The organism is Pseudooceanicola marinus, assembly GCF_020177265.1.
Classification (GTDB): domain Bacteria; phylum Pseudomonadota; class Alphaproteobacteria; order Rhodobacterales; family Rhodobacteraceae; genus Pseudooceanicola; species Pseudooceanicola marinus_A.
Window position 1 is genome coordinate 275318 of record NZ_JAIVMC010000007.1, and the last position, 25343, is coordinate 300660.

At 66.3% G+C, this 25343-nt stretch carries 26 protein-coding genes; 13 read left to right on the top strand and 13 right to left on the bottom strand.

What is annotated here, in order from left to right; translation table 11 throughout:
• The first annotated feature begins 58 nt into the window (after positions 1-58).
• A complete protein-coding gene (locus LC066_RS13860) occupies positions 59-958 on the top strand; it encodes an acyl-CoA thioesterase (protein WP_224900060.1) in 900 nt (299 codons plus the stop codon).
• Between the two features lie 46 nt (positions 959-1004).
• Here LC066_RS13860 and LC066_RS13865 read toward each other — a convergent pair whose 3' ends face one another.
• The gene (locus LC066_RS13865; RefSeq protein WP_224900063.1) at positions 1005-1703 is read right to left on the bottom strand and encodes a DUF1045 domain-containing protein; all 699 of its coding nucleotides are present in this window, start codon (positions 1701-1703) and stop codon (positions 1005-1007) included.
• 241 nt (positions 1704-1944) lie between these two features.
• Between LC066_RS13865 and LC066_RS13870 the strand changes: the two genes are divergently transcribed.
• The 6 genes from LC066_RS13870 to LC066_RS13895 all read left to right on the top strand — a co-directional run bounded on the left by LC066_RS13870 (position 1945) and on the right by LC066_RS13895 (position 6095).
• A complete protein-coding gene (locus LC066_RS13870) occupies positions 1945-2577 on the top strand; it encodes an ATP-dependent Clp protease proteolytic subunit (protein WP_085887357.1) in 633 nt (210 codons plus the stop codon).
• A 167-nt stretch (positions 2578-2744) separates the two neighbouring features.
• On the top strand, positions 2745-4013 hold the full coding sequence (gene clpX / locus LC066_RS13875; RefSeq protein ID WP_222478136.1) for an ATP-dependent Clp protease ATP-binding subunit ClpX: 1269 nt from the start codon (positions 2745-2747) through the stop codon (positions 4011-4013).
• A gap of 161 nt (positions 4014-4174) precedes the next feature.
• Entirely contained in the window at positions 4175-4537 is a 363-nt protein-coding gene (locus LC066_RS13880; RefSeq protein WP_224900079.1) for a RidA family protein, read from the top strand.
• A gap of 117 nt (positions 4538-4654) precedes the next feature.
• The gene (locus tag LC066_RS13885) at positions 4655-5038 is read left to right on the top strand and encodes an NADH:ubiquinone oxidoreductase subunit NDUFA12 (RefSeq protein WP_224900081.1); all 384 of its coding nucleotides are present in this window, start codon (positions 4655-4657) and stop codon (positions 5036-5038) included.
• Between the two features lie 149 nt (positions 5039-5187).
• Positions 5188-5640 (top strand): outer membrane lipid asymmetry maintenance protein MlaD, encoded by a 453-nt coding sequence (gene mlaD, locus LC066_RS13890; RefSeq protein ID WP_222478140.1) that lies wholly within the window; start codon positions 5188-5190, stop codon positions 5638-5640.
• Positions 5637-6095, top strand: a complete 459-nt coding sequence (locus tag LC066_RS13895) for a DUF2155 domain-containing protein (protein WP_318246718.1) — start codon at positions 5637-5639, stop codon at positions 6093-6095. Before mlaD ends, LC066_RS13895 begins: the two co-directional genes overlap by 4 nt.
• Positions 6096-6112: 17 nt before the next feature.
• On the opposite strand, the gene aat is transcribed toward LC066_RS13895, so the two are convergent.
• The 10 genes from aat to LC066_RS13945 form a co-directional block, all read right to left on the bottom strand.
• The gene (aat, locus tag LC066_RS13900; protein WP_224900083.1) at positions 6113-6784 is read right to left on the bottom strand and encodes a leucyl/phenylalanyl-tRNA--protein transferase; all 672 of its coding nucleotides are present in this window, start codon (positions 6782-6784) and stop codon (positions 6113-6115) included.
• Positions 6785-6887: 103 nt separating this feature from the next.
• Entirely contained in the window at positions 6888-8237 is a 1350-nt protein-coding gene (accC, locus tag LC066_RS13905) for an acetyl-CoA carboxylase biotin carboxylase subunit (RefSeq protein WP_222478147.1), read from the bottom strand.
• 8 nt (positions 8238-8245) lie between these two features.
• Positions 8246-8749 (bottom strand): acetyl-CoA carboxylase biotin carboxyl carrier protein, encoded by a 504-nt coding sequence (accB, locus tag LC066_RS13910; protein WP_224900085.1) that lies wholly within the window; start codon positions 8747-8749, stop codon positions 8246-8248.
• A gap of 206 nt (positions 8750-8955) precedes the next feature.
• On the bottom strand, positions 8956-9594 hold the full coding sequence (locus LC066_RS13915; protein WP_222478150.1) for a PRC-barrel domain-containing protein: 639 nt from the start codon (positions 9592-9594) through the stop codon (positions 8956-8958).
• Positions 9595-9775: 181 nt separating this feature from the next.
• Positions 9776-11728 (bottom strand): acetate--CoA ligase, encoded by a 1953-nt coding sequence (acs, locus tag LC066_RS13920; protein ID WP_224900087.1) that lies wholly within the window; start codon positions 11726-11728, stop codon positions 9776-9778.
• Positions 11729-11824: 96 nt separating this feature from the next.
• Complete coding sequence (locus tag LC066_RS13925; RefSeq protein ID WP_224900089.1) at positions 11825-12580, bottom strand: ABC transporter ATP-binding protein; 756 nt, start codon at positions 12578-12580, stop codon at positions 11825-11827.
• A 68-nt stretch (positions 12581-12648) separates the two neighbouring features.
• Positions 12649-13410, bottom strand: coding sequence for an ABC transporter ATP-binding protein (locus LC066_RS13930; protein ID WP_222478156.1), 762 nt, complete (start codon positions 13408-13410; stop codon positions 12649-12651).
• A gap of 10 nt (positions 13411-13420) precedes the next feature.
• A complete protein-coding gene (locus LC066_RS13935; RefSeq protein WP_222478158.1) occupies positions 13421-14620 on the bottom strand; it encodes a branched-chain amino acid ABC transporter permease in 1200 nt (399 codons plus the stop codon).
• Positions 14621-14624: 4 nt separating this feature from the next.
• On the bottom strand, positions 14625-15656 hold the full coding sequence (locus LC066_RS13940; protein ID WP_085887344.1) for a branched-chain amino acid ABC transporter permease: 1032 nt from the start codon (positions 15654-15656) through the stop codon (positions 14625-14627).
• A 181-nt stretch (positions 15657-15837) separates the two neighbouring features.
• Positions 15838-17178, bottom strand: a complete 1341-nt coding sequence (locus LC066_RS13945; RefSeq protein ID WP_085887343.1) for a substrate-binding protein — start codon at positions 17176-17178, stop codon at positions 15838-15840.
• A gap of 236 nt (positions 17179-17414) precedes the next feature.
• On the opposite strand from LC066_RS13945, the gene LC066_RS13950 reads away from it, so the two are divergent.
• The 5 genes from LC066_RS13950 to LC066_RS13970 all read left to right on the top strand — a co-directional run bounded on the left by LC066_RS13950 (position 17415) and on the right by LC066_RS13970 (position 23777).
• Positions 17415-18755: a helix-turn-helix domain-containing protein gene (locus LC066_RS13950; protein ID WP_224900092.1), complete on the top strand. Its 1341-nt coding sequence runs from the start codon at positions 17415-17417 to the stop codon at positions 18753-18755.
• Positions 18756-18863: 108 nt separating this feature from the next.
• Positions 18864-19235, top strand: coding sequence for a response regulator transcription factor (locus LC066_RS13955; protein WP_224900095.1), 372 nt, complete (start codon positions 18864-18866; stop codon positions 19233-19235).
• Between the two features lie 35 nt (positions 19236-19270).
• Positions 19271-19759 (top strand): hypothetical protein, encoded by a 489-nt coding sequence (locus LC066_RS21535; protein WP_318246719.1) that lies wholly within the window; start codon positions 19271-19273, stop codon positions 19757-19759.
• Positions 19759-22449 (top strand): ATP-binding protein, encoded by a 2691-nt coding sequence (locus LC066_RS13965; RefSeq protein ID WP_224900098.1) that lies wholly within the window; start codon positions 19759-19761, stop codon positions 22447-22449. Before LC066_RS21535 ends, LC066_RS13965 begins: the two co-directional genes overlap by 1 nt.
• Before the next feature lie 77 nt (positions 22450-22526).
• Positions 22527-23777: a FliM/FliN family flagellar motor C-terminal domain-containing protein gene (locus LC066_RS13970; RefSeq protein WP_224900101.1), complete on the top strand. Its 1251-nt coding sequence runs from the start codon at positions 22527-22529 to the stop codon at positions 23775-23777.
• Positions 23778-24017: 240 nt separating this feature from the next.
• Here LC066_RS13970 and LC066_RS13975 read toward each other — a convergent pair whose 3' ends face one another.
• Positions 24018-24440 carry a TIGR01244 family sulfur transferase gene (locus LC066_RS13975; RefSeq protein WP_224900104.1) on the bottom strand — a complete coding sequence of 141 codons (423 nt, stop codon included), beginning with the start codon at positions 24438-24440 and terminating at the stop codon, positions 24018-24020.
• Between the two features lie 239 nt (positions 24441-24679).
• On the opposite strand from LC066_RS13975, the gene LC066_RS13980 reads away from it, so the two are divergent.
• Positions 24680-24904 (top strand): hypothetical protein, encoded by a 225-nt coding sequence (locus LC066_RS13980; RefSeq protein WP_222478169.1) that lies wholly within the window; start codon positions 24680-24682, stop codon positions 24902-24904.
• A 132-nt stretch (positions 24905-25036) separates the two neighbouring features.
• Here LC066_RS13980 and LC066_RS13985 read toward each other — a convergent pair whose 3' ends face one another.
• Positions 25037-25252: a hypothetical protein gene (locus LC066_RS13985; RefSeq protein ID WP_224900106.1), complete on the bottom strand. Its 216-nt coding sequence runs from the start codon at positions 25250-25252 to the stop codon at positions 25037-25039.
• Positions 25253-25343: the final 91 nt, after the last annotated feature.

Consider the following 25343-nt stretch of genomic DNA (forward strand, 5'->3'; position numbering starts at 1 on the left):
GGTTTCGCGATGGTCTGGCCCAAACCGGACAGACCCAGGAAAGCGGATTGCACGCCGAATGACCCAGACGCCCTCTCAGCCCGACCGCCTCTCCGACGGCCCCGAAGCCGACATCCTGACCCCGATCCTCGACGTCGAACGGATCGAGGAGGACTATTATCGCGGCATCGCCACGCCCGGTGGACGCGGCCGCAGTTTCGGCGGGCAGGTGATTGCCCAGGCGCTGATGTCGGCCACCCGCACGGTGGAGGCGGGGCGCGCCAACCACTCGCTTCACGCCTATTTCCTGCGCCCCGGCAAGGCGGATGAACCCGTGCTTTACCGCGTGGCGCGCGACATGGACGGGCGCAGCTTCTCCAACCGCCGGGTGGTGGCGGTGCAGAACGGCAAGCCGATCCTGAACCTCACCGCCTCCTTCCAGGTCGAGAGCGACGGGCTGGCGCATGAGGATGCCTTCCCCCACGATATCCCCGATCCCGAGGAGCTGGAGAACGAGCTGCAGCTGGCCGAGCGCCATCCCGGCGCCGTGGCCCCCGAGGTGATGGAGTTCCTGCGCCTCAACCGCCCCATCGAGGTGCGCCCGGTCGGCCCCACGCCGCCCTTTGACATGACGCCCCGCCGGGGCGTGCAGTACCGCTGGATGCGGACCCGTTTCCCGCTCTGCGATGATCCGATCATCCATCGCGCAGCGCTGGCCTATACCTCGGATCTGGGCCTGATCCAGGGCGCGCTGACGGCCCATGGCCGGGCCTGGCTGGACGAGGGGGCCAAGGTGGCCTCGCTGGATCACGCACTTTGGATCCATGGGGATTTCCGCATGGATGACTGGCTGCTCTACTGCATCCAGAGCCCCTGGACCGGCAGCGCCCGGGGCATGGCGCTTGGCCAGGTCTATACCCGCGACCGGCGGCTGGTGGCCTCGGTCGCGCAGGAAGGCATGATGCGCTTCCCTGACTGACGCAGGCCGCTGCGATGTGCTGCGGAGCCTGCGGACCTTTGGGGCGTCAGCCCAGCAGGGGGAGGCGCCGCACCAGGTGGAAACGGCCTTCGTCATCCTCGCCGCAGAGGCTCAGGCTTTCGATGCGGAAGGGGGCGGGCAGGACCGGCGCTAGCGCCGGGCGCAGCGCCTCCTCGACCCGGCCCGCATCGACGCCCGACAACTTGCCCGTCAGCGTCAGGTGAAAGCGGAATTCCTCCATTACGTATGGATAGCCCCATTGCTGCAACAGTGCCTCCTGCCGGGGGCTGAGGCCCGCCTTGCGGCGCTTGTCCAACTCGCTTTGCGGGGCTGGGGCGCGGAAGGCATCCAGCCCCTGCACGGTTTCCGAGGCCAGCGCGGTCAGGGCCGCGATCTGGCCCTTGTCGCCCTGCGGGGTCAGCGCCAGGAAGCTGCCCAGCCGGGTCAGCGCCAGGCCGTCCAGCGTCACCGGCTCCAGCCGGGTGGCGAGATGTTCGGCCGCGTGCTCCAGGCCTTCGGCGTCATGGCCCTTGGCCAGGCGGAAGGGCGGTTTCACGGTGCCGTGAAAGCCGTACTTGCGCGGCGTCGCCGTCAGGTCCGCCACCGGGCGGGGCAGGCCGGGCAGGTCGGGGTGGCCAACCTCCGTGCCGGTGGCAATGTCCCAGCCCAGCCAGGCGGCACCGAAATCGGCCAGGGGCCCGGGTTCGGGGGCATAGTAGACGGCATATCGGGCGAAACGGGGCATCTGTCCTCTCCGGCTGTTCGGCCCGTGATAGCGCAGGTCGGGTGACGAGGAAATGACGCTTGCGCAGGGGGCTTAACACGAGCCAATCGGGACCTGCCCGCAGGGCGGCAGGCCGTTAAGGCTGAGCATGCATTTTCGGCCCCCGCCCTTGCAGCCGATCCGGACGATCACTAAGACTCTGTTAGGGTTCGGTCGATAGGGATCGAAACGACCGCAGAAGTGACTACAGGGCAGGGCACAGATGAAAGATCCGGTTGAGTTTTACATGAACAATCTCGTGCCGATGGTGGTCGAACAGACCAGCCGCGGGGAACGGGCCTACGACATCTTCTCGCGCCTGCTGAAGGAGCGGATCATCTTCCTCTCCGGCCCGGTGCATGACGGCATGTCCTCGCTGATCGTGGCGCAGCTGCTGCACCTCGAAGCCGAGAACCCGTCGAAGGAAATCTCGATGTACATCAACAGCCCGGGTGGCGTCGTCACCTCCGGCCTGTCGATCTACGACACGATGCAGTACATCAAGCCGAAGGTCTCGACCCTGGTCGTGGGCCAGGCGGCCTCCATGGGCTCGCTGCTGCTGGCCGGCGGTGAAGCCGGCATGCGCTTCGCGCTGCCCAACTCGGAAGTGATGGTGCACCAGCCCTCCGGTGGCTACCAGGGCCAGGCGACGGACATCCTGATCCACGCCCGCCACACCGAGCGGCTGAAGGAACGTCTGAACCGGATCTACGTGAAGCACACCGGCCAGGACTACGAAACGGTTGTCGACGCGCTGGAGCGTGACAACTTCATGAGCGCGCAGGAGGCCAAGGACTGGGGCCTCATCGACGAGATCGTCGAAAGCCGCGCGGGCAAAGAAGAGACTGCCGAGTAAATCGGCCTCGGCCCCGGCCTGCAACGCGGGACGGGGCGCGCGTTCAATTTCCGTGTTGTCGCTCCGCAGGTGACGTCCTAGTCTGGTTCAATCAGGAGGGGCAGATCCGGCTGGAGGAGCAGTTCCGGTGAACGCATCAGGGCCCGAACGGGCGAAAGGTAAAGAGCATGGCCACGAATTCAGGCGGAGACAGCAAGAACACGCTTTATTGCAGCTTCTGCGGCAAAAGCCAGCATGAGGTGCGCAAGCTGATTGCGGGTCCGACCGTGTTCATCTGTGACGAATGCGTCGAACTCTGCATGGACATCATCCGCGAGGAAACCAAGTCCACCGGGCTGAAATCCTCCGAAGGCGTGCCCACTCCGAAAGAGATCTGCGGCGTCCTGGACGACTACGTGATCGGCCAGATGACGGCCAAGCGCGTGCTCTCCGTGGCCGTGCACAACCACTACAAGCGCCTCAACCACGCCGCGAAAAGCGGCGGGGACATCGAATTGGCGAAGTCGAACATCCTGCTGATCGGCCCGACGGGCTGCGGCAAGACCCTGCTGGCGCAGACGCTGGCGCGGATCCTCGATGTGCCCTTCACCATGGCCGATGCGACCACACTGACCGAAGCCGGTTACGTGGGCGAGGACGTGGAAAACATCATCCTGAAGCTGCTTCAGGCGTCGGAATACAACGTCGAGAAGGCGCAGCGCGGCATCGTCTACATCGACGAGGTCGACAAGATCACCCGCAAGTCGGAGAACCCCTCGATCACCCGCGACGTCTCGGGCGAGGGCGTGCAGCAGGCCCTGCTGAAGCTGATGGAAGGCACCGTTGCCTCCGTGCCGCCACAGGGTGGGCGCAAGCATCCGCAGCAGGAATTCCTGCAGGTCGACACCACGAACATCCTGTTCATCTGCGGCGGCGCCTTCGCCGGCCTCGACAAGATCATCGCGGCGCGCGGCAAGGGTTCTGCCATGGGTTTTGGCGCCGATGTGCGGGACAACGATGAACGCGGCGTGGGCGAGATCTTCCAGGATCTGGAACCCGAGGATCTGCTGAAGTTCGGCCTGATCCCGGAATTCGTCGGTCGTCTGCCGGTCCTGGCGACGCTGGAAGATCTGGACGCCGAGGCGCTGGTCACCATCCTGACCGAGCCGAAGAACGCTCTGGTGAAGCAATACCAGCGCCTGTTCGAGTTGGAAGACGCAGAGCTGACCTTCACCGACGACGCGCTGACCGCGATCGCCAAGAAGGCCATCGAACGCAAGACCGGCGCCCGGGGCCTGCGCTCGATCCTCGAAGACATCCTGCTCGACACGATGTTCGATCTGCCCGGCATGGAAGACGTGACCGAGGTCGTGGTGAACGAAGAGGCCGTCACGGCCGATGCCGCGCCGCTGATGATCTACGCCGAGAACAAGAAGGAAGAGGCGACCGCGGGCTGATCCCGCCGCCCTTTTGTGAAGATCAGGCCGGTCCCCCTGGGGCTGGCCTTTCTCTTTTCGCGCAATCGCCCCAGGCGACCTCCGCCCCCTCGCACAGGGGAGGGGCTTGAGCGCGCCCTCTCCTGGCTCGAATGTCGCCGCGTTTCAACCAGGAGGTGGCGATGACCATCAAGCGTATTTTCTCCGGCGGCCCGTTCGAGGCCAAGATCGGCTATTGCCGCGCCACCGTGGGCGGTGGCTTCGTCCATGTGTCGGGCACCGTGGGAGCGGGCGACACCGTCGTCGACCAGTGCCGCGCAGCGCTGGAGGTGATCGGCGGCGCCCTGGCCGAGGCCGGGGCCAGCTTCGCCGACGTGATGCGGGTGCACTACTACCTGCCCGACGCGGCGGAGTTCGAGGCCTGCTGGCCGGTCCTGACCGAAGTCTTCGGGGCGAATCCCCCGGCGGCGACGATGATCGAATGCAACCTGATCGACCCGAAATACCGCATCGAGATCGAAGTGACGGCCCTGTTGCCTGGCTGAACCAATCACGGCAAAGCGAACAATTTCAGGCGTTCCGTACCCGCCCGGGCTGCGGGACGCACTGGACCTTGGCCGCGGAATGCGCCATATCGGTAGCAACACTGACCGGAGGCTTCGATGGGCATTCTGAATTCGCTTCTGCGCGCCGTGACCTGGTGGAACGGTTCCACCCTGAACACGTCGCTCTACACCAGCCGCAAGGGCAAGAAGGTCGGCGAAGACGATCAGGGCAATGTCTTCTACCAGACCGCTGACGGCAAACGCCGCTGGGTGATCTTCAACGGCGAGGCCGAGGCCAGCCGCATTTCCCCCGACTGGCATGGCTGGCTGCATCACACCTTTGACGAGATGCCCGCGTCGAAGCCGCTGGCGCACAAGTCCTGGGAAAAACCCCACCACGAGAACCTGACCGGCACCATGCTGGCCTATGCCCCCGCAGGCTCGATCCGTCGCCCGGAACCCGCCGCCCGCGCGGACTACGAGGCCTGGAGCCCGGAATAAGCCCGCACCGCCCCTGCGCGGTGTCATCGTGATCGGTCCCGGAACAGGGACGAACGGATAGGGGGCAGCACGGCTGCTGCCCCGCATATCGGGCCACGGCGGCCTGCCCAGGCCAGCCGGGCGCCACCAGAACGGGAAGGCCCGCACCCATGTCGAACAACAGGATCGAGATCGTCACCGGTGCGCTGGTGCTGCTGATCGCCGCCGCCTTCCTGGCCTATGGATCCCGCGTCGTGGACCTGGGCGGATCGGGCGGCGGGACCTATCCCCTCAGCGCCTCCTTCCGCTCTGCCGAAGGGGTCAGTACCGGCACCGACGTGCGGCTGGCCGGCGTCCGCGTCGGCACCGTCACCGGGCTGGAGCTGGATCCCGCCACCTTCCGCGCCAATGTCGGCTTCACCTTGCGCGAGGGCGTTGAAATCCCCGATGACAGCCAGGTGGCGATTTCATCGGAGGGTCTTCTGGGCGGCAACTACGTCGAGATCCTGCCGGGCGGCTCGCCCTTCAACTATGCGGCTGGCGACGAGATCCTGGATACCCAGGGCTCGGTCAGCCTGATTTCCCTGTTGCTGCAATTCGTGGCCGGGGATTCGGAGGAATGATGCGACGCACCCTGTTTCTGCTGCCCCTGGCGATGATGCTGGCAGGCCCCCTGGCGGCGCAGGAGGCCGTGGCCCCCGGCACCGGCGCCATGCTGCGCGGCTTGGACAAGATCAACGCCAGCACCGAGGACCTGGAACTGGCCACCGGCGAGACCGGGCAGGTCGGCTCCCTGGAGGTTACGCTGCGCGATTGCCGATACCCGGAAAACAACCCGGCGGGCGACGCCTTCGCCTTCCTCACCATCCGCGACATGCGGGCCGAGGAGGACACCGGGCCGATCTTCGAGGGCTGGATGGTCGCCTCCTCCCCGGCGCTCAACGCGCTGGATCACTTCCGCTACGACATCTGGGTGCTGCATTGCGTCCTGCCCGCGGGCGTGGACACGACGCCTGATGCCGTGGTGCCGGAGGCGGAGCCCGCGCCCGAGCTGGATCCGGATCAGCCGGTCGACTGACCCGGGGAAGGGCGCGGTCAGCCGCGCTCTCGCGCGGCCCGGGCGTCGTGCCGGGCCAGCAGTCCATCGACATCCTGTGGCCCGACAGCGGCGAAATTCGCGTTCAGCAGCAGGGCCTCTGACAGTTGCGCATGATAGACCGCCCGGGGCACCTCGATGGCCCCGAGGGAGGCCAGGTGGTGCGTCAGGAACTGCGTGTCGAACAGGGAAAAGCTGGCCAGGTTCAGCCGGTCCACCAGCCAGGCCAACGCGATCTTCGAGGCATCGGTGCGGCGGCTGAACATGCTTTCGCCGAAGAAGGCCCCGCCCAGGGCGACGCCGTAGACGCCGCCGATCAGGACGCCATCTTCGTCCCAGACCTCGACTGAATGGGCTTGCCCGCGGTCGAAGAGCGCCTCGTAGAGCCGGGCGATCTCGTCGTTGATCCATGTCTCCGCGCGGTCGGCGCAGCCGTCCAGAACGCCGGTGAAATCCCGGTCGAAGCTGACGCTGTGATCGGGCCGGCGCAGGGCGCGGCGCAGCGAGCGGGAGATGTGGAAGCGATCCAGCGGGAAGATCCCCCGCCGGCGCGGGTCGACCCAGAACAGTTCGGGGTCGTCACGGCCCTCCGCCATCGGGAAGATGCCGGACATATAGGCCTGAAGCAGAAGATCGGGGGTGATGCCGTCGTCTTCGCTGTCATCCCTCATCGGAAGAGACCTCCGTCGGGGCGCAGCGGCGCGGCGGGGAAGAGGCAAGCAGAGCGAGGCAGGGGACCCTGGCCCCGCTCTGCGCCGATATGAAAGCCGGCGTTCAGGGCTTGAAGGTCCTCTCAAGCCAGTCTTCCAGCCAGTGGATGTTGTAATCGCCGGTCAGGATTTCTTCCTCGCCCAGCAACATCTCGAACAGCGGCACGGTGTTTTCCACGCCATCCACGATCAGCTCCCCCAGGGCCCGGTCGAGACGCGCCAGCGCCTCGCGCCGGTCGCGGCCGTGGACGATCAGCTTGCCGATCAGGCTGTCGTAGTAGGGCGGGATCGAGTAGCCGTCGTAAAGCGCGCTGTCCATCCGCACGCCCAGGCCGCCGGGGGCGTGGTAGGCGGTGATCTTGCCGGGGCGCGGCGCGAAGGCCGGCACGGTTTCGGCGTTGATGCGCACCTCGATGGCATGGCCGTTGATCTGCAGGTCATCCTGGCCGAACGACAGCGGCAGCCCTTCGGCCACGCGGATCTGTTCGCGCACCAGGTCGACACCGAAGATCGCCTCGGTCACCGGGTGTTCCACCTGCAGGCGGGTGTTCATCTCGATGAAGTAGAACTCGCCGTTCTCGTAGAGGAACTCGATCGTACCGGCGCCGGCATAGTTGATCTCGGCCACGGCGTCGGCGCAGATCTTGCCGATGCGGGCGCGTTCTTCCTCGGTGATGCAGGGGCCGGGGGCCTCTTCCAGCACCTTCTGGTGACGCCGCTGCAGCGAACAGTCACGCTCGCCCAGGTGGACCGCCTGGCCCTTGCCGTCGCCGAAGACCTGGATCTCGATGTGGCGCGGGGTGGTCAGGTATTTCTCGATGTAGACTTCATCGTTGCCGAAGGCGGCCTTGGCCTCGGACCGGGCGGAGTAGAAGGCGTTCTCCATCTCCTTGGCGTTATGCGCGACCTTCATGCCGCGCCCGCCGCCGCCGGCGGTGGCCTTGATAATGACCGGGTAGCCCATCTCGCCGCCCAGTTTCTGCGCCTCTTCCAGGCTGGCCACGCCACCGTCGGAGCCGGGCACGCAGGGCACGCCCAGTTTCTTCATCGTGTCCTTGGCGGTGATCTTGTCGCCCATCACCCGGATGTGCTCGGCGCGGGGGCCGATGAAGGTCAGGCCGTGGTCCTCGACGATCTGCACGAAGGCGGCGTTTTCCGACAGGAAGCCGTAGCCCGGGTGGATCGCCTGGGCGCCGGTCACTTCGGCGGCGGCGATGATCGCGGGGATCGACAGGTAGCTTTCGGTCGAGGAGGGCGGGCCGATGCAGACGCTTTCATCGGCCATGCGGACATGCATCGCGTCGGCGTCGGCGGTGGAATGCACGGCGACGGACTTGATGCCCATCTCGCGCGCGGCGCGGATCACGCGAAGGGCGATCTCGCCGCGGTTGGCGATCAGGATCTTGTCGAACATGGTTCGCCTCACTCGATGATCATCAGCGGGGCACCGTATTCGACGGCGGCCTTATCCTCGACCAGGATGCGCTTGACGGTGCCGGCGCGCGGCGCGGGGATGTGGTTCATGGTCTTCATGGCCTCGACGATCAGCAGCGTGTCGCCTTCGGACACCTGGTCGCCGACCTTGACGAAGGCCGGCGCGCCGGGCTCGGCCTGCATGTAGATCGTGCCGACCATGGGCGAGGTCACGGCGCCGGGATGATCGGCGGGATCTTCCGAGGCTGCGGGGGCTGCCGCTGCAGCGGGGGCCGCGGGAGCGGCCGGGGCGGGTGCGGCGGCAGGCGCCGGGGCCGGCGCGGCATAGCTGACCGGGGCCGGGGCCTCGCCCTTGCGGCTCACCCGGACGTTCAGCTGATCGTCCTTGCCATATTCGCGCTTCACTTCCAGCTCGGTCAGGTCGTTCTCGCGCAGCAGTTCTGCCAGAGCCTGAATGAAGGCCACGTCTGCGTCATGCGTCTTTTCGGTCATTGCACCCTCGGTCACATCTACCTGCTTCCATCGCCGGAAGCCCTATGATTGCAACCTCTATAGAGAAAGCCGGGGGGAGAGAAAAGCCGTGGAACGCACGTGGGTCACAGCCGGCAAACCCCGTCCTGCAAACGGCAGAAGCCGCCCCGGGGGGCGGCTTCGCTTGGCCTATGGCCAGTCATGATCGCTTCAAGATCCGGTACGGATCAGGAGGCGCCCAGCATCACCGGCTCGTCATCGCTGACCTCTTCGGCGCTCTCCGGATCGAACTCGGCCATCGATTCCAGCTGTGCCTTGGTGTAGCCCTCGGCTTCCAGCATCTCGATTTCGCCCTCGGCGGAGGTGGCGGTGCGCAGGTCGCTCAGCGGCAGGGCGACGTCATGTTCGCCAAGACCCAGGAAGCCACCGATGCCGACCACGGCCATCTCTTCGCCGTTCACCAGCACGACGTTGTCGACCTCGCCGATCACTTCGCCGTTGTCGCCGGCGACTTCATAGCCAACCAGGGTGCTGGCGGTCAGGGTCTCCGGGGTCATGTCGTCCATCGACTCGTCGACATTCTCGGCGACGTCATTGGCGGTCTCGCTGATCGCTTCGCCAGCGTCGTTGGCGGTTTCGCTGATGTAGTCGCCGGTTTCCTCGGCGGCATCGGCGATCTCGTCACCCATCGGTTCACCGTCGTTGTCCAGGTCGATCGCGGTATCGCTTTCGGCCTGCACTTCGGCGCTGTCATCGGTGATGGCGACCGAGCTGTCGGTGTCGTTTTCCATCTGGGCGAAGGCGGGGGTGGCGGCGGCGATGGCAATGGCTGCGGCGCCGGTCATCAGGGTCTTGATCGAAGTCATGTCGGATCTCCTCTTCCGTCGTGTCATTTCCTGCCGACACAACCGGCATCCCCCGCCCTCAGTTCCGGGAAAAGTTTCGGGAACTTTTTGCCGGGGTCAGGCATTGAAGGGGCCGCCTGGAAACGCGAAAGGCCCCGCGGCAGGTGCCGCAGGGCCTTGTTTTCAGAGGAATAATGGCGGATCAGCCGCGGTTCATCCGGTTCTCGATCAGTTCGTCCACCACCGAGGGGTCAGCCAGGGTCGAGGTGTCGCCAAGCGCGCCGTAGTCGTTCTCGGCGATCTTGCGCAGGATCCGGCGCATGATTTTCCCCGAACGCGTCTTCGGCAGGCCGGGCGCCCACTGGATCAGGTCGGGCTTGGCGATCGGGCCGATCTCGGTCCGCACCCACTGTTCCAGTTCCTTGCGCAGCTCGTCCGAAGGCTCCTGATCGTTCATCAGGGTGACATAGGCATAGATGCCCTGGCCCTTCAGGTCATGTGGGTAGCCGACCACGGCGGCCTCGGCGACCTTGGCATGCGCCACCAGGGCCGACTCGACTTCCGCCGTGCCCATGCGGTGGCCCGAGACGTTGATCACGTCATCGACCCGGCCGGTGATCCAGTAGTAGCCGTCCTCGTCGCGGCGGCAGCCGTCGCCGGCGAAGTAGTAGCCCTTGTAGTCCGAGAAGTAGGTCTTCTCGAACCGCTCATGGTCGCCCCAGACGGTGCGCATCTGGCCGGGCCAGCTGTCGGCGATGGCCAGCACGCCCTCGCATTTGGTCTCTTCGATGATCGTGCCGGCGGTCGGGTCCAGAACCACGGGTTGCACGCCGAAGAAGGGCGTGGTGGCCGAGCCGGGCTTGGTGGGCGTCGCGCCGGGCAGGGGGGTGATCATATGACCGCCGGTTTCGGTCTGCCACCAGGTGTCGACGATGGGCAGCTTTCCCTTGCCGATCTTGTCATTGTACCAGTTCCAGGCCTCGGGGTTGATCGGCTCGCCCACGGTGCCCAGCACCTTGAGATCCGACAGGTCGATGCCGTCGACGAATTTGTCGCCCTGGCCCATCAGGGCGCGGATGGCGGTCGGCGCGGTGTAGAACTGGTTGACCTTGTGCTTTTCGCAGACCTGCCAGAAACGGCTGGCGTCGGGGTAGGTTGGCACGCCTTCGAACATCAGCGTGGTGCCGCCGTTGGCCAGCGGGCCGTAGACGATATAGGTATGGCCCGTCACCCAGCCCACGTCGGCCGAGCACCAGTAGACATCGCCGTCATGGTAATCGAAGGTCAGCTGCTGGGTCATCGCGGCATAAAGCAGATAGCCGGCGGAGCTGTGCACCACCCCCTTGGGCCGCCCGGTGGAGCCGGAGGTGTAGAGGATGAACAGCGGATCCTCGGCGCCCATGGGCCGCACGGGGCAGTCGGGGGCGACCTGTTCCATCATCGCCTTCACGTCGACGTCGCGGTCCTGGATCCAGGTGGTCTGGTCGCCGGTGTGTTTCACCACCAGGCACCGCACCTTGTCGGAGCAATGCAGCAGGGCGGCATCGGCGTTGGATTTCAGCGGCGTGCGGCGCCCGCCACGGGGCGCGGTGTCGGCGGTGACGACAACCTTGGCCTGGCAGTCGTTGATCCGGTTGGCCAGCGCGTCGGGCGAGAAACCGGCGAAGACCACGGAATGGATGGCGCCGATCCGGGCACAGGCCAACATGGCGATGGCGGCCTCGGGGATCATCGGCAGATAGATGACGACACGGTCGCCGCGCATCACGCCCTGGGCCAGCAGCACGTTGGCAAAGCGGCAGACCTTTTCATGCAGCTCGGCATAGGTGATGTGCTGCGCCGGATCCTCGGGGTTGTCGGGCTCGAAGATGATCGCGGTCTGGTTGGCGCGCGTGGGCAGGTGGCGGTCGATGCAGTTGTGGGCGACGTTCATCACCCCGTCCTCGAACCACTTGATGCTGACCTGGCCCAGCGTGAAATCCGTGTCCTTCACCGTGGAAAACGGCTCGATCCAGTCCAGCCGTTCGCGGGCTTCCTTGCCCCAGAAGGCCTCGGGATCCTCGATCGAGGCCTTGTACATCGCGGCGTATCTGTCCGCGTCCACATGGGCGTTCGCCACGAAGTCGGCGGATGGCGGGTAAGTCGTGTTGGTCATCACGGGCTCCTCATCGCGTGATTAATCGCGGGTCGTTCTAGGCCCCGCGCCGGGGCCGGACAAGCCGGCCCCGGTCAGGACTGTCTCACAAACGAGTCAGATCGCAAGGTATTCGGCGCGCAATTCCTCGTTGCCCAGCACTTCGGCGGCCGAGCCATCGAAGACGATGGAGCCGGTGTCGAGGATCACCGCACGGTCCGCCAGTTCCAGCGCGCGCACGGCGTTCTGTTCCACCAGGATGGTCGTGATGCCCTGTTCCTTGATGATGCGCAGGGTCCTTTCGATCTCGTCCACGATCACCGGGGCCAGCCCTTCGTAGGGTTCGTCCAGCAGCAGCACCTTGATGTCGCGCGCCAGGGCCCGGGCGATGGACAACATCTGCTGTTCGCCGCCCGAAAGCGTCACGCCCTCCTGCTTGCGGCGCTCGCCGAGGCGCGGGAAGAGGTCATAGAGACGGTCCACGGACCAGCCGATGGGGGGCGCGATCTGTGCCAGCTGGATGTTTTCCTCCACCGTCAGGCCGGGGATGATGCAGCGATCTTCGGGCACCAGCCCGATGCCCGCCTGCGCCGCCTCATGGCTGGCCATGCGGTGCAGCGGCTGGTGATCAAGCCAGATCTCCCCGTGGGTGACCTGGGGGCTGTTCATCCGCGCGATGGACCGCAGGGTCGAGGTCTTGCCGGCGCCGTTGCGGCCCAGCAGGGCCAGGATCTCGCCCTCGTGCACGTTGAAGCTGATGTTCTGCACGATGTAGCTTTCGCCGTAATAGCTTTCCATGTTCCAGACGGAGAGGAAGGCGGGGGCGGTCTCGGCGTAGTTCTTGCCCTTCGAGAAGTCGGGTTTGACGTTCATGTTCTATCCTTTCTCACTCATCTTGTCCGAAAACCGGCATCCGCTTTTCGGGATGAGTGACGAACTCCTTAGGCCGCAGCCGTTTCGCCAAGGTAGGCTTCGCGCACCTTGGGGTGGCCCTTGATGTTCTCCGGCACGTCCTCGACCAGCGGCGTACCCTGGGCCAGCACGGTGATCCGCTCGGCCAGGCTGAAGACCACATGCATGTCGTGCTCGATGATGACGATGGTGATGTCGCGCTTCTGCTTGATCTCCTTAAGCAGGTCGATCGTGTTGTTGGTGTCCGCCCGCGCCATGCCGGCGGTCGGTTCATCCAAGAGCAGAAGGCGCGGTTCCTGTGCCAGGCACATGGCGATCTCCAGTCGGCGCTTGTCGCCGCGCGACATGGAGGCCGAATGCATGTGCCGTTTCTCGGCCAGGTTCATGTCCTCCATCATCGCCTCGGCGCGGTCGCGGATCTCAGCATCGCTTTCAACGGAACGGATGCCGTTCAGCTTGAACGCGCCGTCTCGCTTGGCGAAGCAGGGGATCATCATGTTCTCCATCACCGTCAGGTCGCCGAAGATTTCCGGTGTCTGGAAGACGCGGGAAATGCCCATCTGGTTGATCTCGTAGGGCGTGCGGCCCAGCACCGACTGGCCGTCGAACATGACCGATCCGGTGTCGGGGATCAGCTTGCCCACCAGGCAGTTCAGCAGCGTGGACTTGCCGGCCCCGTTCGGCCCGATGATGGCGTGAACGGTGTTCTCCTTCACGCTGAGGTTCACGTCACCGAGGGCCTGGAGGCCGCCGAAGCGTTTGCCGACATTCTTTACTTCGAGAATACCCATGTCTTGCTCCTCACTCGGCCGGGGTGGATTGGGTGGCGGTCTTCTTCTCGGCATCCTTGCGGCGCAGGAGGCGGCCCAGACGCTGCCCCCCTTCCACGAGGCCACCGGGCAGGAAGGTCACCACCAGCATGAACAGCAGGCCCAGGGTCAGGTGCCAGCCGGAGCCGACGAAATGCTCCAGCACCCAGACCACGGCGTTCTCGATCCCGTCGGGCAGGGCGTGGAACCAGCTGTGCAGGACCTGTTCGTTGATCTTCGAGAAGATGTTCTCGAAGTACTTGATGAAGCCCGCGCCCAGGACCGGGCCGATCAGGGTGCCGGCGCCGCCAAGGATGGTCATCAGCACCACCTCGCCCGAGGCGGTCCACTGCATCCGCTCCGCGCCCGCCAGAGGGTCCATCGAGGCCATGAGGCCGCCGGCGAGACCGGCATACATGCCGGAGATGACGAAGGCTGCCAGGGTGTAGGGCTTGGTGTTCAGGCCGGTGTAGTTCATCCGCTGCTGGTTCGACTTCACCGCCCGCAGCATCATGCCGAAGGGCGAGCGGAAGATGCGGATGGCCAGGTAGAAGGCCAGCAGCAGTACGATGGCGCACATGTAGTAGCCGTTGTTGAACTGGAAGGACCAGCCGCCGACATTCATCACCTCGGTCGCGCGCATCTCGATCCCGAAGAAGTTGGTCACGGGGATCGAGCCGGTGGCCGTTGCGGTCTCGCCCAGGATGCGCGGGTCGTCGAGCGTCAGTTGCAGGCCCGTTTCGCCATTGGTGATCGGCGTCAGCACCGAATAGGCTAGGCGGAAGGACATCTCGGCAAAGGCCAGAGTCAGGATGGAGAAGTAGATCCCCGTGCGCCGCAGCGAGATATACCCGATCAGCATCGCGAAGAGGCCGGAGACGATGACGCTGAGGATGATCGCCGGGACGATGTTCATCGACAGCAGCTTGAACATCCAGACGGCGGAATAGCTGCCCACGCCCAGGAAGGCCGCATGGCCGAAGGAAAGGTAGCCGGTCAACCCGAAGAGGATGTTGAAGCCGATGGCGAAGATCCCGAAGATCACGAACCGCTGCATCAGGTCCGGATAGCCCGCGTTGAACTGCGCCATGGCGCTGTCGGCGGGGAAAGGGTTCAGGATGAAGGGGGCGAACACCACCAGGGCGGCGACGATCAGCAGCAGGGTGAAGTCTTTCTTGTTCAGTCCCAGCATGGGCTCAGTCCTCCATCACGCCGCGGCGGCCCAGAAGGCCCCGGGGACGGGCAAGCAGAATGACGATGGCGGCGACGTAGATGACGATCTGGTCGATGCCGGGGATGATCGACTTGATCTCGTTCATCGAGGCGAAGCTTTCGAGGATGCCCAGCAGGAAGCCCGCGGCGACAGCGCCGGGCAGGGACCCCATGCCGCCGACCACGACGACGACGAAGGACAGCACGAGGAAATCCATGCCCATGTGGTAATTGGGCGAGTTGATTGGCGCGTACATCACCCCTGCCAGGCCGGCGACGGCGGCAGCCAGGCCGAACATGATGGTGAACCGCTTGTCGATGTTGATGCCCAGCAGGCCCACGGTCTCGCGGTCCGCCATGCCGGCGCGGACGACCATGCCGAAGGTGGTGAACTGCAGGAAGGCGAAGACGCCGCCGATGATGACCGCCGCGAAGGCGAAGTAGATCATCCGCCAGTAAGGATAGATGATGGTGTTGGGATCAAAGCCCATCATGGCGCCGAAGTCGAAGGAGCCCTTGAACGCATCGGGCGCGGGCGTCTGGATCGGGTTGGCGCCGTAGTAATGCTTGATCAACTCCTGCAGCACGATGGCCAGGCCGAAGGTCACCAGGATCTGGTCGGCATGGGGGCGGCGGTAGAAATGCTTGATCAGCCCGCGTTCCATGATGAAGCCGACGGCGATCATGATCGGGATCGAGAAAAGGATCGCCAGGGGCACCGACCAGTCGATGATGGCATGGCCGAGGTCCGGTCCGAACCATCCCTCGATATAGGGCGTCTTCACTTTCAGCGGGTTACCCAGGAAGTCGGTGCGCGTCGGATCGACGGTCTCGAATGACAGGTTCAGCAGCTTGTTCAGCGACACGGCACAGAAGGCGCCGATCATGAACAGCGCGCCATGGGCGAAGTTGACCACGCCGAGCGTGCCGAAGATCAGGGTCAGGCCGAGGGCGATCAGTGCATAGGCACTGCCCTTGTCCAGCCCGTTCAGGATTTGGAGGATGATGGCGTCCATGGCTCTACCTTGGCTCTGTCGGCGCGCCCCGTGCCGGGCGGCCGTGCGGAAGTAGGGGGAGAGGGGCCGCACCGGTCAGGCGCGGCCCTCGGAAACGGGACGGGAAGGGGGGACAGGTGGTGCGTCCTGCCCCCGCCCGTCGCGGGGAGGGTTCCCCCCGCGACCCCGTGCCCCGCAGGCGTCAGGCGCCGGCGTTGCAGGACCCGAGCGCGCCGCCCGAGAACATCGGGTGATCCGGCGCGTAGGTGACCTGATCGACGGGCGTGACCTCGACCACTTCCAGAAGGTCGAACTCGGAGGTCGGGTTGTCCTTCCCCTTCACCACGAGCACGTCCTTGAAGCACTGGTGGTCATCGGCACGATACAGCGTCTTGCCGTTGCCCAGGCCGTCGAACTCGTAGCCCTCCAGGGCCTCGGCCACGGCGCAGGGGTTGAAGGAGCCCGCGCGGGCCACGGCATCCGCATAGAGCAGGGTCTGCACGTAGCAGGTGTGCGCGGCCTGGGACGGCGGGAAGCCGTACTTGGTGCCGAAGCTCTTCACGAAGGCCTGGGAGCCCGCGTCCTGCAGCGACCAGTGCCAGTTGGTCGACCCGAAGATGCCCTTCACGTTCTCGCCGGCGCCGCGCGCCATCAGGCGCGAGTAGAGCGGCACGACGATCTCGAACTGCTTGCCGTTGACCATCTTCTCGCGCAGGCCGAACTGCACGGCATTGGTCAGCGAGTTGACCATGTTGCCGCCGTAGTGGTTCAGGATCAGCACGTCGGCGTCCGTTTGCAGGATCGGCGTGATGTAGGAGGAGAAGTCGGTCGCCGCCAGCGGGGTGCGGACGGTGTTGACGGTTTCCCAGCCCAGCGACTCGGTCGCCGCCTTGATCGATTCCTCCTGGGTCCAGCCCCAGGTGTAGTCGGCGGTCAGGTGATAGGCCTTGCGATCGGTGCCGTACTGCGAGGCAAGCACCGGGGCGAGGGCCGCGCCGGACATGTAGGCGTTGAAGAAGTGGCGGAAGCCGTTGGCCTTCTTGTCCTTGCCCGTGGTGTCGTTGGAGTGGGTCAGGCCGGCCATGAAGATCACGCCCGCTTCCTGGCAGAGACCCTGCACGGCCACGGCCACGCCGGAGGACGAACCGCCGGAGATCATCACCGCGCCGTCCTTCTCGATCATCGACTTGGCCGAGGCACGGGCCGCGTCGGACTTGGTCTGGGTGTCGCCGGTCACGTATTCGACCTTCTTGCCCAGGATGCCGTTGCCCTCCAGCACCTGCGAGCTGAAAGTCTGCATCATGCCGCCGTCGCCTTCACCGTTCAGGTGCTCGACCGCCAGCTGGAAGGCGCGCAGTTCGTCGGCGCCTTCGTCCGCATAGGGGCCCGACTGGGGCACGTTGAAGCCCAGGGTGACGGTGCCGCCCGTGGGTTCGTTGGTGAAGGCGCTTGCGCCCGAGGTGAAGATGGTCGGCAGAGCAAGACCGGCGCCAGTCACGGCACCGGTTTTCAATAGCCCGCGACGGGTCAGAAAGTTCGTCATGGATTCCTCCCTAGATCAGGTGCGCCCGGACCTCCTCCGCCCGGCCACTTCATCACGATCGGGTTCAATACCCGAGCGCATGATGCAAAAGGATCATGGCAGAGGAATGGAAAAGCGATCAACAACCCACTTTCATTACTTGATTTTTTTGTAAATTAATCGACTATACGAGTGCGAGTTGTGTAAATTAATCAATGTTGCGCCGCAGAATATGGTTGAAAGAACAGGGAAATTTGATGGCTGAACGTGGCAGGGGCGGATCGCTGACCGGCACGCGGATTCGCGAAAGGCGCAATCTGGTGGGCATGCGGCAGGCGGAACTGGCCCGACGGGCGGGCATCTCGGCCTCCTATCTCAACCTGATCGAGCACAATCGGCGCAGAATCGGCGGGAAGTTGCTGCTGTCGCTGGCCGAGGCGCTGGGGGTCGAGCCCTCCGCCCTGTCGGAGGGCGCGGAGGCCGCGCTTCTGGCGCAGTTGCGCCAGGCCGCCGCAGACCGGCCCGAGGCCGGTGCGGACCTGGAACGGATCGAGGAATTCGTCGGCCGTTTCCCGGGCTGGGCGCAACTGGTGGCGCAGCAGGGGCAGCGCCTGGGGGCCTTGCAACAGGCCGTGGAGGCGTTGACTGACCGCCTGACCCATGACCCTCACCTGGCGGCTTCGCTGCACGAGGTGCTGTCGACCGTCACGGCGATCCATGCCTCTGCCGAGATCCTGGTGGCGGAAAAGGAGCTGGAGCCCGAGTGGCGGGATCGTTTCAACCGCAACATCCGCGAGGACAGCGCCCGCCTGGCCGAGGGCGCGCGGCGGCTGGTCGAGGAACTGGACGAGGGCGAGACCAGCGAGGCGGCCATCGCCTCTCCCCAGGACCAGGTCGAGGGGTTCCTCAGCGATCACGGCTTCCACTTTCCCGCGCTGGAAGGGGGCGCGGAGGACGGTGCGGTGGAGGCGCTGCTGTCGACCGCCGGCGAACGTCTTGGGTCGGGCGCCGCCCGGCTGATGGCGCGGCGAGTGCTGGACCGATACGCGCGCGAAGCGGCGGCGCTGCCGGTCTCGGCGGTGATAGAGGCCCTGCCGGAGGGCGTCGTGCTGGACCCGGCGGCCCTTGGCGCGCGCTTCGGCGTCGATGCCGGGCGGATGATGCGCCGCCTGGCAACACTGCCCGCCGACCGGCTGGCCGAGAAGGGGCAGGCGCCCCTGGGCCTGGTCGCTTGCGACGCCTCGGGCACGCTGACCTTCCGCAAGCCGCTGGACCGCTTCCCTCTGCCACGCTTCGGCGCGGCCTGTCCGCTCTGGCCGCTGTTCCAGGCGCTGAGCCGGCCGATGATGCCCATTGCCGGCAAGATCCGCCTGGCGGGCCGGTCGGAGGGAGTCTTCGTCACCCATGCCATTGCCCAGCCCGTGGGCGCCCCCGTGGCCAACCGCGATCCCACCTTCGAGGCGCATATGCTGATCCAGCCGGGGCGGGCCGAGGATCCTGTGGACCTGCCGCGCGTCGGGGTGACCTGCCGGATCTGCCCGAAAGCGGATTGCCGAGGGCGCCGCGAACCCTCCATCATGGCGGAAAGCGGGGGCTGAGGCCTTTTGGCGTCACTGATTCCGTTTCCGCGCGAGAAGGCGCTTTCAACGCGCCCGTGAAGACTGCTAGAACTTTCCGGCATTGCTCTGCTGGGAGGGGAGGACCGAATGAGCAAGTCCGTACTCGTCGTCGAGGACGAGCCGAACATCATCGAGGCGATTTCCTTCATCCTGTCACGGGACGGCTGGCATGTGTCCAGCCACTCCAACGGCGAGGATGCGGTGGAGGCGATCCGTGCGCGGGCGCCCGACCTGGTGATCCTCGACGTGATGCTGCCCGGCCGCTCCGGCTACGACATCCTGCGCGAGCTGCGCGCTGGCGAAGGCGCCGGGGCCAACCTGCCGGTTCTGATGCTGACCGCGCGCGGCCAGACCAAGGATCGCGCCCTGGCCGAGGAAATCGGCGCCAGCCGCTTCATGTCGAAACCCTTCTCCAACGCCGAGGTGCTGGAGGCGGTGAACGCGCTGGTCGCGCCGTGATGCGCTGCCTCGCAGATATGGGGGACTAGACGCCGATGAGCCCGCCGCCGGTCCGCCCCGTTTTCCTCGAACGCCAGAGCTACCGTCAGCGCAGGCTGATCGACGCGGCACGCTTGCTGCCGATCCTGGGGGTGCTTTTGCTGGCCGTGCCGCTGCTGTGGCCCGAGGGCAATGAGTTCGAACTGGGGGAAGGCAGCGCGGGGCAGGGCCTGCCGGTGTCGCGGGCGATGATCTACATCTTTTCCGTCTGGGCCGGGCTGGCCATCGCCTCGGCCCTGCTGGTCTGGCGTCTGTCGGTCGAGGAGGTCGAGCGGCTGGACAGTGGCGGGACCGGGGGGGCACGCGGCGCCGCGCCCGACCTGCCGGCCGAGTTTGTCCTGCGCAACCGCGGGGCGGTTTCGGCGGCTGCGGGCGCGGACTTCGGCCGTGGGGCGCCGGGCGCCGACGACATGGGCGTTGATGGTGTCAGCAACGCGGGCCCGGGCGCAGAGGGTGAGGATGGTGCCGGCGGGGGCCGGGGCTGATGGCCTCGCTCAACCTGCTGATCGCGGTCTGCATGGCCTATGGCGCGGCGCTGTTCCTGGTGGCTTTCGGCGCCGAACGTGCGGCCCTGCGCGGACGCTCGGGCTGGTTGCGTTCGCCCATCGTCTACACCTTGTCGCTGTCGATCTACTGCACCGCCTGGACCTTCTACGGGGCTGTCGGCTACGCCGCGCGGTCGGGGCTGGAATACATGACGATCTACATCGGCCCGTCGCTGGTGATGATCGGCTGGTTCTGGGGCCTGCGCAAGATCGTGCGGATCGGGCGCAGCCAGCGCATCACCTCGGTCGCCGACCTCATCTCGTCGCGCTACGGCAAGTCGAACCTGCTGGCGGTCGCCGTGACCCTGATCGCGGTCGTGGGCACCACGCCCTACATCGCCCTGCAACTGCAATCCGTGACACAGAGCTTCGCCGTCTTCGCCGCCGCCGACCCAACGGCGCGCATGGGGGCCGAAAGCCAGACCACCGCGCTTTGGGTCGCCGCCGGGCTGGCGGCCTTCACCGTGCTTTTCGGCACCCGCAACCTGGATGCCAACGAACGCCACCACGGCGTGGTCATGGCTATCGCGGTCGAGGCGGTGGTGAAGCTTTGCGCGCTGCTGGCCGTGGGGATCTACGTGGTCTGGGGGCTGGGCGGTGGCCTGGGGGAGACGCTGGCGCGGATCGACGCCTCGGCCCGGCTGGGGGAATGGCACATCGCCAACGGCCGCTGGTCGGGGCTGATCTTCCTCGCCGGTGCCGCCTTCCTGACCCTGCCGCGGATGTTCCAGGTGCTGGTGGTGGAGAACGAGGATGAACGCCATCTGCGCACCGCCTCCTGGGCCTTCCCCGGCTATGTCATGCTGATGAGCCTTTTCGTCATGCCGATTGCGGTGGCCGGCCTGTCGACGCTGCCGCGCGGCTCGAACCCCGACATGTTCGTCCTGACCCTGCCGCTGAGCCAGGGGCAGACCGGGCTGGCGGTCTTTTCCTTCATCGGGGGGTTCAGTTCCGCCACCTCGATGGTGATCGTGGCGGCCATCGCGCTGTCGACCATGGTGTCGAACCACATCGTGATGCCGATCTGGCTGAAGCTGCAGCCGGGCAAGGGGGCGATGGTTTCGGGCGACGTGCGCCACGTGGTGATCCTGGCGCGGCGGCTGTCGATCGTCGGCGTGCTCTTCCTCGGCTATCTCTACTACCACCTGTCGGGCGGTGGCGCGGCGCTGGCGGCCATCGGCCTGATCTCCTTTTCGGGGGTGGCGCAGTTCCTGCCGCCGCTTCTGGGCGGGATCTTCTGGCGCGGCGGCGCGCGGTCGGGCGCCCTGGCCGGGCTGGGTGCGGGATTTTCCATCTGGCTGTGGTGCCTCTTCCTGCCGTCCTTCGGCGAAGGCGTGGTGATCCCGGCGGAGGTCATGCGGCATGGACCCTGGGGCCTCAGCTGGCTGCGGCCCTATGCGCTTTTCGGGATCGAGGGGCTTGATCCGCTGGTGCACGGGGTCCTGTGGTCGATGCTGATCAACTCCGGCCTCTTCGCTGGGATCTCGCTGCTGTCCTTCCCCAGCCCGATGGAGCGGTTGCAGGGGGCGCAGTTCGTCAACATCTTCCAGCATTCCGCCAGCCCCCGCGGCTGGGAGGGCGGCACGGCGCAAAGCGAGGACCTGATGGTCATGGCGCAGCGCCTTTTGGGCGCGCGCGAGGCGCAGAAGCTGTTCCAGCGCGAGGCGGAACGCCAGGGCGTACAGGGTTACCTGCCCGAACCCACGGGGGAGTTCCTGCAGGTCTTGGAACGCGAGCTGTCGGGCAGCGTGGGCGCCGCCACGGCGCACGCCATGGTGGGCCAGATCGTCGGCCGCGCCGCCGTCTCGGTCGAGGATCTGATGGCCGTGGCCGATGAAACGGCGCAGATCATGGAATACTCCAGCCAGCTGGAAGCCAAGTCGGCCGAACTGGCCCGCACCGCCCGGCAGCTGCGGCTGGCGAACGAGAAGCTGACCCAGCTGTCGGTGCAGAAGGACGCCTTCCTCAGCCAGATCAGCCACGAGCTGCGCACGCCCATGACCTCGATCCGGTCCTTTTCCGAGATCCTGCGCGATGCCCCGGACCTGTCCGGCGAGGCGAAGTCGAAATATGCCCAGATCATCCATGACGAGGCGAAACGCCTGACCCGCCTGCTGGACGATTTGCTGGATCTGTCGGTGCTGGAGAACGGCCAGGTGACCCTGAACCAGAGCCGGGTGCGTCTGGGCGACGTTCTGGACCACGCGGTGCATGCCACCGGCGCCGATGATGGCCGGCTGACCCTGCGCCGCACCCCGGCGCAGGAGGACATCTGGATCGACACCGATGGCGACCGTCTGGCGCAGGTCTTCATCAACCTGATCGCCAATGCGCGGAAATACTGCGATGCCGAGGCACCGGTGCTGGGCATCTCCGTGCGCCGGGCCGAGGGGCAGCTGATCGTGGATTTCATCGACAACGGCTCGGGCGTCGAGACCTCGCAACAGGCGATGATCTTCGAGAAATTCGCCCGTATCGGTGATCAGAAGGCCGGGGGCGCGGGCCTTGGCCTGGCCATCTGCCGGGAGATCATGCTGCGCCTGGGCGGTACCATTTCCTACCTGCCGGGGCAGGGGGGCGCAGCCTTCCGCGTCGTGCTGCCGCCGCCGGAGGCGCTGGCAGCGCAATAAGGCGGGGCTAAAGCGAATGGTAACCATCTGACGCCTACAACCAGCAGGGAAACCCGCGAATGGCGGTGGCGAAAGACATGGCATCAACTGCATCCAATGCGGTGCTGCGCAAGAAGGCGTCAGCGGCGCGAGAGACCTACCAGGCCCGGGCGATGTCGCCCGAGAAAGCCTTGCGGCTGTCGCTTGCCAAAAGCGCGGATGAGCTTCTGGATATGTCGCTGGTCGTCCTGTCGTGCCAGTACGACTACCTCTCGGCCGATGATCTGGCGGGGCATCTGGCCGATGACGCGCTGCTGGTGCTGCTGGATGGGGCCGGGAGAGTGACCGGGGCGATGATGCTGGATCTGATGGCGACCTCCGCCCTGGTGGAGCAGAGCACCATGGGCCGCGTCTCCCCGCTGGAGCCGGAGCCGCGCGCGACCACGGCCACGGATGCAGCCCTGATCGGGCCGATCCTCGACGATGTCTTCCTGCGCCTGGCGATGATGCTGGAAGGGGATCCGGCGGCGGACTGGATGGCCGGGTACAGCTTCGGCGTGCGGCTGGAGAACGTACGGCTGATGAGCCTGGCGCTGGATGCCCCCGATTTCCACGTCTTCCGCCTGCACGCGGAATTCGGCGCCACCCGGCAGGGGCACATGCTCTTCGCGCTTCCAGACCGCCGCCACCTGCCCGCGATCGAGCAGGAGGGCGAGGCCGCGGGCGATGCCGGACCCACCGTGGGCGAGGCGGTCATGTCGGCGCCCGCCACCATCGACGCGGTCCTGCACCGCACCACCATGCCCTTTGCCCGCGTCAGCGCGCTGAAGGTGGGGGATCTGATCGGGATCCCCCGCGCCGCTCTGACCCAAACCCGGCTGGAAACCCGCGGCGAGACAGGGCGCGCGGCCTGCCTGGGCAAAGTGCGCTTGGGCCAGATGGGCGGGTTTCGCGCCGTGCGGCTGACCATGGCCGAACTGGCCGAGGCGCAGGGCGTCGGTGGCGCGGGCCAGGCCGGCCTGCCTGCACCGGACGGCGGCGGGGCGGGCTCGGCGATGGACGGCGGTGAGATGGATTTCGCCGCCGCTGACATGGCGGAGGCCTCGCCCGCAGCGATGGATCTCGGCGCGATGGATTTCGATACGGCGGAGATCGGCGGGTTCGACAGCGACGAGGGCGGGGAGCTGCCGCCCTTGGGCGATCTGTCGTCCTCGGATGACGCGGGGGAGGCAGATTTCCCGGCGCTCGACGACCTGCCCGACCTGTCGGACTTGCCGGAGCTGGAGGCGGGAGACGACGACGATTTTCCGGCCATGTCCCTGGCCGATCTGCCCGACCCGGAGGAGTAGAGGGCACCGGCAGGTCCGGGCGGTCCTGCCGAATGAGCTGCCGTTCTCCCCCTTTTGGCAAAGCGGAAGGCCTCTGGCGCGAAGAGCCGGAGGTGGCTGGCGCGGCATGAAAAAGCGCCCGCGAGGGGCGCTGTCACGTCATGGGTCTTGAGGGGTAGGCCAGAGGAGGGAGCCCGACGGGCGCCCTGGTGACCGCGAGGGCCGGGGCGCGGCCCGGTGACCGGGCCCGCGCCTGACTGTTCAGCCCATCTGTTCGAGACGGGGGCGCAGGTTCGACAGGTCGTAACCCGCGCGGGCGGTGGTCGCGAGGATTTCCTCGGTGCCAAGCGCGCCGCTCATCGCCTGGCCCAGCGACCAGATCACCGAACAGCGGGTGCCCGAGGCGCAATAGGCCAGCACCGGGCCATCGGCCTCGATCAGCTCCATCTGCCGCGCGATATTCTCGGGCGTCATGGTGTCATGGGTCAGAGGCAGCACGGCAAACTCGATGCCGGCGGCCTCGGCGGCCTTGGCCATGGTGTCGGCCTGCAGGGCCGGGGGCACCTCGGCGTCGGGGCGATTGCAGATGACCCGGGTGAACCCGGCATCTCGGATGGCCGTGAGGTCTTCCGGTTCGATCTGCGGAGAGACGGAATACTGCGGGGTGATTTGACGAATGTTCATACCCCATCAATAGGAGCGGCCCCGGCGCCTGTCCAGACGCAGGGCGCCCGGCGGGGCGAGGCCTCGCGACCTTCTGCCGCGTCGATGATCATTTCCTTTGGGCGCGGGGCGTCGCTTTCGCTATAGTTGTGGCAGTTCCCGTCGGAGGAGCGGCGGCCCCACTTCATAGAAAACTACCGGGAAGCTGGCCGCAGGATGCTGCGGCGCAGAGGCTTCCCCCCACACCCGGAGGAGCCATCATGAACCCTGTCGCGCTTGACGAGTTGCAGCGGAAATTCGCGAATGTGTCGGAGCTGATTTCCGGAACACGGCCGGGTAGCCGGCATCATCATTTGCCTGAATTGCATGACCTGATCGGGAATTACACCCGCCGCGGCCTGGTGGTGCCAGCCCCCCTGCGGCAGCTTCAGGAAGACCTGACCAACGAGGCGATCGAATCCCGCTTCGACAACATGCCGGTCTGAGACCGGAGGCGGGCGGCCCTCCGTCCGCGCTGCGGCGCCCGGAATGCGGCGCCGCGGCATCGTTTTGCAGGGGCACGGCGTCGAATCGCACGAGAACGGACGACCCGTAGCCCGGGCAATGCGGGCCGGCGGTCAGCCCAGCCAGATCCCCAGGATCACCAGCATCAGCCCGAAGACGGACAGCAGCAATCCGCCCATGTTCATCGGCATGGCGCGGCGGATCACCTCGCGCAGTTCGGCGTCCTCCAGCCCGGCCGCGCGGCCGCGCGCCACCTTGATGATCGACCAGACCAGCAGCACCAGGCCAACCAGCGACACCGCCGCGCCCCCCCAGATCATCACGTCCATCGACTTCTCCGCCTATCGCTTGTCACATCTGCGTTTCGCGCGTAGCGGAGCGGGACCGCCGTTGCAAGCGCGGGGGTGGAATGGACCCTTG

Coding starts and splice junctions, on each gene's coding strand:
- LC066_RS13925 (WP_224900089.1), bottom strand. CDS start 12,580: ATGAACGTCAAACCCGACTTCTCGAAGGGCAAGAACTACGCCGAGACC.
- acs (WP_224900087.1), bottom strand. CDS start 11,728: ATGACCAACACGACTTACCCGCCATCCGCCGACTTCGTGGCGAACGCC.
- LC066_RS13965 (WP_224900098.1), top strand. CDS start 19,759: ATGGCCTCGCTCAACCTGCTGATCGCGGTCTGCATGGCCTATGGCGCG.
- LC066_RS21535 (WP_318246719.1), top strand. CDS start 19,271: ATGAGCCCGCCGCCGGTCCGCCCCGTTTTCCTCGAACGCCAGAGCTAC.
- LC066_RS13940 (WP_085887344.1), bottom strand. CDS start 15,656: ATGGACGCCATCATCCTCCAAATCCTGAACGGGCTGGACAAGGGCAGT.
- LC066_RS13865 (WP_224900063.1), bottom strand. CDS start 1,703: ATGCCCCGTTTCGCCCGATATGCCGTCTACTATGCCCCCGAACCCGGG.
- LC066_RS13885 (WP_224900081.1), top strand. CDS start 4,655: ATGGGCATTCTGAATTCGCTTCTGCGCGCCGTGACCTGGTGGAACGGT.
- clpX (WP_222478136.1), top strand. CDS start 2,745: ATGGCCACGAATTCAGGCGGAGACAGCAAGAACACGCTTTATTGCAGC.
- LC066_RS13930 (WP_222478156.1), bottom strand. CDS start 13,410: ATGGGTATTCTCGAAGTAAAGAATGTCGGCAAACGCTTCGGCGGCCTC.
- LC066_RS13980 (WP_222478169.1), top strand. CDS start 24,680: ATGAACCCTGTCGCGCTTGACGAGTTGCAGCGGAAATTCGCGAATGTG.
- LC066_RS13880 (WP_224900079.1), top strand. CDS start 4,175: ATGACCATCAAGCGTATTTTCTCCGGCGGCCCGTTCGAGGCCAAGATC.
- LC066_RS13985 (WP_224900106.1), bottom strand. CDS start 25,252: ATGGACGTGATGATCTGGGGGGGCGCGGCGGTGTCGCTGGTTGGCCTG.
- LC066_RS13955 (WP_224900095.1), top strand. CDS start 18,864: ATGAGCAAGTCCGTACTCGTCGTCGAGGACGAGCCGAACATCATCGAG.
- LC066_RS13870 (WP_085887357.1), top strand. CDS start 1,945: ATGAAAGATCCGGTTGAGTTTTACATGAACAATCTCGTGCCGATGGTG.
- accC (WP_222478147.1), bottom strand. CDS start 8,237: ATGTTCGACAAGATCCTGATCGCCAACCGCGGCGAGATCGCCCTTCGC.
- mlaD (WP_222478140.1), top strand. CDS start 5,188: ATGTCGAACAACAGGATCGAGATCGTCACCGGTGCGCTGGTGCTGCTG.
- LC066_RS13935 (WP_222478158.1), bottom strand. CDS start 14,620: ATGCTGGGACTGAACAAGAAAGACTTCACCCTGCTGCTGATCGTCGCC.
- LC066_RS13970 (WP_224900101.1), top strand. CDS start 22,527: ATGGCATCAACTGCATCCAATGCGGTGCTGCGCAAGAAGGCGTCAGCG.
- accB (WP_224900085.1), bottom strand. CDS start 8,749: ATGACCGAAAAGACGCATGACGCAGACGTGGCCTTCATTCAGGCTCTG.
- LC066_RS13915 (WP_222478150.1), bottom strand. CDS start 9,594: ATGACTTCGATCAAGACCCTGATGACCGGCGCCGCAGCCATTGCCATC.
- LC066_RS13860 (WP_224900060.1), top strand. CDS start 59: ATGACCCAGACGCCCTCTCAGCCCGACCGCCTCTCCGACGGCCCCGAA.
- LC066_RS13975 (WP_224900104.1), bottom strand. CDS start 24,440: ATGAACATTCGTCAAATCACCCCGCAGTATTCCGTCTCTCCGCAGATC.
- LC066_RS13945 (WP_085887343.1), bottom strand. CDS start 17,178: ATGACGAACTTTCTGACCCGTCGCGGGCTATTGAAAACCGGTGCCGTG.
- aat (WP_224900083.1), bottom strand. CDS start 6,784: ATGAGGGATGACAGCGAAGACGACGGCATCACCCCCGATCTTCTGCTT.
- LC066_RS13950 (WP_224900092.1), top strand. CDS start 17,415: ATGGCTGAACGTGGCAGGGGCGGATCGCTGACCGGCACGCGGATTCGC.
- LC066_RS13895 (WP_318246718.1), top strand. CDS start 5,637: ATGATGCGACGCACCCTGTTTCTGCTGCCCCTGGCGATGATGCTGGCA.